Origin of the sequence: Tautonia rosea (assembly GCF_012958305.1) — a bacterium.
Classification (GTDB): Bacteria; Planctomycetota; Planctomycetia; order Isosphaerales; family Isosphaeraceae; genus Tautonia; species Tautonia rosea.
The window spans coordinates 1-595 of record NZ_JABBYO010000053.1 but is presented as its reverse complement, the minus strand read 5'-3'; the positions used below and the strand labels follow the sequence as shown (position 1 = coordinate 595).

The window sequence follows — 595 nt, the reverse complement described above, 5'->3', positions numbered from 1 at the left end:
TCTGCTATCGGATCCCATGAACGCGAAGCAATCTCGTCCCGCAACACCTGGACATCGACCGATTCGGCATAAGGGCATTCGTCCAGCAGTCGCAGCGCCTCCTCTCGATCGCGGCCGCGTTCGGCGAGTACCCTCGCGAGCCCCCGATAACTCGATTCGCCACCTCCCAATCGGACCGCTCGACGGAAGGCCGCCTCCGCTCGACCGAGATCGTCTGTCATGACGTCGTGATAGTATCCGATCGATTCCCAGGCCTCGGAGCAGGCTGGATCGAGTTCGACGGCTCGTTCGTAGCACGCAAGTGCGTCCGGAAGGTCATATCGGTCATCGTCGACGAGTTGGATTAAGTCTCCAAGCATACACAAGAGCTTCGTCGAGTGTGGGAACTCCACGACGGCTCGACTCGCCAGATCGAGCGCCTCTTGGCCGGGATCGGATACCGATCTCGGCCAAAGGTCCCAGATTGATTGGATAATGGCCGTCTCAATCACGATATGCCATGACGCCTAACAACAAAGCTCAGCGGACCGGCCCGCCGAGAGAAAGCTGTGACTGACGAGTGAGCGCCGCGGCGGGCCGGGTCCGCTGCAGCGCA

At 60.7% G+C, this 595-nt stretch carries 1 pseudogene; it reads right to left on the bottom strand.

Going from position 1 to position 595, the window contains the following annotated elements:
- A pseudogene (locus tag HG800_RS27100) lies at nucleotides 1-359 on the bottom strand (hypothetical protein); the annotation flags it as partial.
- Nucleotides 360-595 lie beyond the last annotated feature (236 nt).